A 5,391-nucleotide genomic window follows, 5' to 3' on the forward strand; every position below is an offset into this window, starting at 1 on the left:
CGCGGCGCTGCAGGCGCTGACCGGCGCGCCCCACAGCCAGGTGCTGTTCGAGGCGCCCCATCGGATCCAGGAACTGATCGCGCTGCTGGCCGAGCTGGCGCCCGAACAGACGCTGACGGTCTGCCGCGAGGTCACGAAGCAGTTCGAGACCATCCACACCGCGCCCTGCGCCACCCTGCCCGCCTGGATGGCGGCCGACAAGCAGCGCGAGCGCGGCGAGTTCGTGCTGGTGCTGCATGCCGCGCCCGCGCCGGCGGGCGAGGCCCGCCTGCCCGAGGACGCCCAGCGCACGCTGCGCGTGCTCATGCGCGACCTGCCGCTGAAGCAGGCGGCCTCCCTCGCCGCGGAGCTGACCGGCGAATCGCGCAAGGCGCTGTACCAACTGGCGCTGGCCTGGAAGCAGGACGCCGGGGACGATGCCAACGGCGACGGCGACGGCGACGGCGATACCGACTCCGACACGGGCGCCCGCTCCGACTGAGCCGGCCCTCCGCCCCGGGCCGCCCGGTCCCCATCCTCGCGGCAGGGTCGGCCGCCGCGCCCGGCCCCCGGCCGTCATGGGCGATGCCTACAATCGCCCGATGATTTCGCGCGAACCCACCCTCGCCCGCCTGGTCACCGCCCGTGCCCAGCTGCTCGAACCCTTCGGCCTGACCGACGCGTCGCTGTCGCAGGCGCTGCGGCTGATCACCGAGCACCGCGTCGACGACGCCGACCTCTACTTCCAGACCACCCGCGCGAGGGCTGAGCCTGGAGGAAGGCATCGTCAAGAGCGGCAGTTTCTCGATCGACCAGGGCGTGGGCGTGCGCGCCGTCGCCGGCGAGAAGACGGCCTTCGCATATTCGGACGACATTTCCGAGGCCGCGCTGCTCGACGCCGCGCGCACCGTGCGCGCGATCGCGTCGGCCGGGCAGAGCAAACGCGTCAAGGTGCCGGCCGAGCCGGTGGTGTCCGGCAGCCGCGCCCTGTATGGCGACGCGGATCCCATCGCCAGCCTGGACAGCGCGCAGAAGGTCGCCCTGCTGGAGCGCACCGAGCGCCTGGCCCGCGCCAAGGATCCTCGCGTCAAGCAGGTGATGGCCGGCCTGGCCGCCGAGCACGAGGTGGTGCTGATCGCGCGCGCCGACGGCACCCTGGCCGCCGACGTGCGGCCGCTGGTGCGCCTGTCCGTGACCGTGATCGCCGAGAGCGACGGCCGCCGGGAAGTGGGATCGGGCGGCGGCGGCGGCCGCTTCGGCCTGGCCTATTTCACCGACGAGATGATCGCGTCCTACGTCGAGCAGGCGGTCAGCGCGGCGCTGACCAACCTCGAGTCGCGCCCGGCCCCGGCCGGCGAGATGACCGTGGTCCTGGGCCCGGGCTGGCCCGGCGTGCTGCTGCACGAGGCGGTCGGTCACGGCCTGGAGGGCGACTTCAACCGCAAGGGCTCGTCGACCTTCTCCGGCCGCATCGGCCAGCGCGTCGCGGCCAAGGGCGTGACGGTGCTGGACGACGGCACCATCCCCGACCGCCGCGGCTCGCTCAACGTCGACGACGAGGGCTGCGCCTCGCAGCGCAACGTGCTGATCGAGGACGGCATCCTCAAGGGCTACATCCAGGACGCGATGAACGCGCGGCTGATGAAGGTCGCCCCCACCGGCAATGGCCGCCGCGAGAGCTACGCCCACGTGCCGATGCCGCGCATGACCAACACCTACATGCTGGGCGGCGACAAGGATCCGGCCGAGATCATCGCCAGCATCGACAAGGGCCTGTACGCGACCAACTTCGGCGGCGGGCAGGTCGACATCACCTCGGGCAAGTTCGTGTTCTCCGCCAGCGAGGCCTTCTGGGTCGAGAAGGGCAAGATCCAGTACCCGGTCAAGGGCGCGACCATCATCGGCAACGGCCCGGACGCGCTCACCCGCGTGAGCATGATCGGCAACGACATGCAGCTGGACACCGGCGTCGGCGTCTGCGGCAAGGAAGGCCAGAGCGTGCCGGTGGGCGTCGGCCAGCCCACGCTGCGCATCGACGGCCTGACCGTCGGCGGCACGGCCTGACCCCATACCGGCCGCGCATCCCCACGGTTCCGCGAAGGCTCGCTTGCCCGATGCCGTCGCGCCACACCCGCGGCCGTCCCCTCGCGCGCTTGACGCGCCGCGACCCGCGCAGGCACTATTGGTCCTTATGCGTTCCGCACCGAAGTTTTACTTTGCTTATTTTTGGTTCTCGCACCGCCCCGGCGGAGGAGAGGCGAACGCATAAGCAAGCGCGCCAAGAATCCTCAAGAAACCGCCGGGCCCACAAGCCCGGCGGTTTTTTTTTTCGGCCGGGCCCCGAGCGCCACCCCCAGCCCTCATAGAAAGCGTGATTCCCATGAATGCCAAGTCGACCCCGTATCCCAGCGCCCAACAGGCGGAGCGCTGGTATTCGCCGCAGGACAAGACCTCCCAGACCGACGACGAACGCATCCTGGACATCACGCCCTTGCCGCCTCCTGAACACCTCATCCGCTTCTTCCCGATCCGTGGCACGGCCATGGAGCAGCTCGTCGTCGGCACGCGCCAGCGCATCCGCGACATCATGCAGCGCAAGGACGACCGCCTGCTGGTGATCATCGGCCCGTGCTCGATCCACGACCCGGGCGCGGCGCTCGAATACGCCAAGCGCCTGATGACGATGCGGGAGCAGCATGCCGACACGCTCGAGATCGTGATGCGCGTCTACTTCGAGAAGCCCCGCACCACCGTCGGCTGGAAGGGCCTGATCAACGATCCCTACCTTGACGAGAGCTACCGCATCGACGAAGGCCTGCGCATCGCGCGCCAGCTGCTGCTGGAGATCAACCGCCTGGGCATGCCGGCGGGTTCGGAGTTCCTGGACGTGATCTCGCCGCAGTACATCGGCGACCTGATCAGCTGGGGCGCGATCGGCGCGCGCACCACCGAGAGCCAGGTCCACCGCGAGCTGGCCTCGGGTCTGTCGGCGCCCATCGGCTTCAAGAACGGCACCGACGGCAACATCAAGATCGCCACCGACGCGATCCAGGCCGCGGCGCGGCCGCACCACTTCCTGTCGGTGCATAAGAACGGCCAGGTCGCGATCGTCGAGACCAAGGGCAACCGCGACTGCCACGTGATCCTGCGCGGCGGCAAGGCGCCGAACTACGACGCCGAGAGCGTCGCCGTCGCCTGCGCGGACCTGGAAGCCTCCAAGCTCGACGCCCGGCTGATGGTCGACTGCTCGCATGCCAACAGCAGCAAGAAGCACGAGCGCCAGCTGGACGTCGCCAAGGACATCGCCGCGCAGATCCGCGCCGGCAGCAACAGCATCTTCGGCGTGATGGTCGAGAGCCACCTCAAGGGTGGCGCGCAGAAGTTCAGCCCCGGCAAGGACGATCCGTCGCAGCTCGAGTACGGCAAGAGCATCACCGACGCCTGCCTGGCCTGGGACGATTCGATCGCGGTGCTGGACGTGCTCAGCCAGGCCGTGCGGGCGGCCCGCACCGAGACGGTCGCGCGCTGATCACCACGACCAGCGCTGGTTGTCGCCGCCGTTGCAGCGATACATGATGACGGCCGTGCCCGGACGGGCGCGGCCGCCTTCGATGTCCAGGCACTTGCCGGAGTCGACGCTGCGGATCTCGCCGCCACGAGCGCGCCAGCGCTGGTTGGCGCCACCGTTGCAGGTGAAGGCCATCACCCGCGCGCCATCGGCGGTGTTGCGGTCGGCGACATCGAGGCACAGCCCCGCGACGCGCAGTTCGCCATTGCGGTTCCATTCGAAGCGCTGGTTCCCGCCGCCGTTGCAGTCGTAGACGATGAGCTTGCGCCCGGGCCGCGCGCCGCCTTCGATGTCCAGGCACAGGCCGCCCTTGCCGCGGATCTGGCGCGCGTTCCAGCCGCCGTCGTCCTGCCAGCCGTCGTCACGGTCGCGATCCTTGTCCTTGTCCTTGCTGGCGATCAGCGCGATGCCCGCGATCACCGCCGCCGCCGCGACCGCCGCGCCGATGTTGCTCGAGTTGTCGGAGCTGCTGGCGCCATCGCCACCGGCCGCCGCGGAGGTCGTGATCTTGAAGCGGCCGCTGCAGCCGCCATCGACCCACAGCTCCTGGCTCGTCAGGTCATAACCCCAGGTGCGACCGAAGCGGCAGCCACCGGCGGTCTGCTGCACGAGTTCCACCTCGGTCGTGCCGTCCGGCAGCCGATGGCTCTGGTAGCCGCCGCGCGAGCTCAGCTCGATGGTCTGCTCCTCCGCCCGCGCGGGCAGGCTGCCGATCAGCAGCCCCGCCGCGACGGGCAGCGCGATGACGCGCCGCACCCAGCGGCGAGGCCGGTTGTTGGAATCCATGGTCGCCTCCTGCCTCTCCCTGCGTCGCGCGCCATGCGCACGCGACTGCGGGCGATGCTAAGGCGCCTCAGGCGGTGACGTCCAGCACGCGCGGCGTGCCGCCGGCGCGCTCCACCTCGCTGACGAGCAGGGGCCCCAGCGTCACCTGGACCTGCAGGTCGGGAAAGCTCGCGGCGGTGTAGGTGCCCCGCGAATAGGCCGGCGTCTCGACGCGGCTGGCCGGCGGCGCCTCCTGGCCGAGCGGATGCCGGCCATAGGTGACGTCCGCGCGGTTGCGCGCGTACATCTCCTGGAGCGGCCCCTCCGTCCCGATGAACGGGGACAGCTTCAGCACCACCGACGGTGGCGGCCCGTCCAGCATCTCCTGCTGGATCCTGGCGCGGTACTGCTGCAGCGGACTGACATCGAACGCGACGTCCTGAGCGGCGTCGCCTGTACTTCCGAAAACTTCAAATCGCCCGACGGCGCCCGATCTTCCCGACCGTCCGCCGCCCTCCCTCTTGATGCGTGTGTGTCTGTGGGCGAGCGCCGCGCGCCGCGCTTCATCGAGCGCTCAAGCCGGCGCCGCCCAGGCCGAAATTGTCCGGGGCGAGCCCCTGGAAACGGACACGCGCCGCTGCCCGTCGGACGTCAATCGCCCGCCAGCGGCGCCAGCGTCGCGCCGACGCCGCAGATGTGTTCGAGCATCGGGCGAAGCACCCGGCGCCTCATCCACAAGAGGCCGCAAGACCTGGCCCGCTCTTGAAAACATCGCTCCCTGAGCGCATGTTCGAAGCTTCGATGCGACGCGCCCCAGGCGCCGAAGCCATGGCCCTGATCTTCCTCGCGCTGACCGCCGCGCTGCTGTGCTTCTGGCTGCTGAGCCAGCCCTGGCGGCAGGCCCGGCGCCGGGCCGCGCTGCGGGCGAAGGCCTTCCCCGCCGCATGGCGCGCCATCCTGCGCCGCAACGTACCGCAGGCGGCGCGGCTACCGGCGGACCTGCAGCTCAAGCTCAAGCGCCAGATGCAGGTCTTCCTGGCGGAAAAATCCTTCATCGGCTGCGCCGGCCAGGTCATCAC

General features: G+C 70.3%; 4 protein-coding genes and 2 pseudogenes. 4 read left to right on the forward strand and 2 right to left on the reverse strand.

Annotated features, from left to right (window positions below; all coding sequences use genetic code 11):
• The 3 genes and pseudogenes from FUT87_RS28940 to FUT87_RS16965 form a co-directional block, all read left to right on the forward strand.
• Positions 1 to 481, forward strand: a pseudogene (locus FUT87_RS28940) (hypothetical protein); the annotation flags it as partial.
• A gap of 100 nt (positions 482 to 581) precedes the next feature.
• Positions 582 to 2,043 (forward strand): annotated as a pseudogene (gene tldD, locus FUT87_RS16960) (metalloprotease TldD).
• 316 nt (positions 2,044 to 2,359) lie between these two features.
• Positions 2,360 to 3,508, forward strand: a complete 1,149-nt coding sequence (locus FUT87_RS16965) for a 3-deoxy-7-phosphoheptulonate synthase (RefSeq protein WP_147241775.1) — start codon at positions 2,360 to 2,362, stop codon at positions 3,506 to 3,508.
• On the opposite strand, the gene FUT87_RS16970 is transcribed toward FUT87_RS16965, so the two are convergent.
• Together FUT87_RS16970 and FUT87_RS16975 are read right to left on the reverse strand one after the other, a co-directional pair.
• The gene (locus FUT87_RS16970) at positions 3,509 to 4,333 is read right to left on the reverse strand and encodes a lectin (RefSeq protein ID WP_147241776.1); all 825 of its coding nucleotides are present in this window, start codon (positions 4,331 to 4,333) and stop codon (positions 3,509 to 3,511) included. It abuts the gene before it with no gap.
• A gap of 67 nt (positions 4,334 to 4,400) precedes the next feature.
• Complete coding sequence (locus FUT87_RS16975; protein WP_091720386.1) at positions 4,401 to 4,694, reverse strand: hypothetical protein; 294 nt, start codon at positions 4,692 to 4,694, stop codon at positions 4,401 to 4,403.
• 446 nt (positions 4,695 to 5,140) lie between these two features.
• Here FUT87_RS16975 and FUT87_RS16980 point away from each other — a divergent pair.
• Positions 5,141 to 5,391, forward strand: a 251-nt coding sequence (locus FUT87_RS16980; RefSeq protein ID WP_147241777.1) for a zinc-dependent peptidase, incomplete at its 3' end; no start/stop codon positions are given.

The organism is Mitsuaria sp. TWR114, from assembly GCF_007997345.1.

What these genes read in the sequence shown, in the direction of transcription:
- FUT87_RS16965 (WP_147241775.1), top strand. Translation starts at nt 2,360, where the DNA reads ATGAATGCCAAGTCGACCCCGTATCCCAGCGCCCAACAGGCGGAGCGC.
- FUT87_RS16970 (WP_147241776.1), bottom strand. Translation starts at nt 4,333, where the DNA reads ATGGATTCCAACAACCGGCCTCGCCGCTGGGTGCGGCGCGTCATCGCG.
- FUT87_RS16975 (WP_091720386.1), bottom strand. Translation starts at nt 4,694, where the DNA reads ATGCTGGACGGGCCGCCACCGTCGGTGGTGCTGAAGCTGTCCCCGTTC.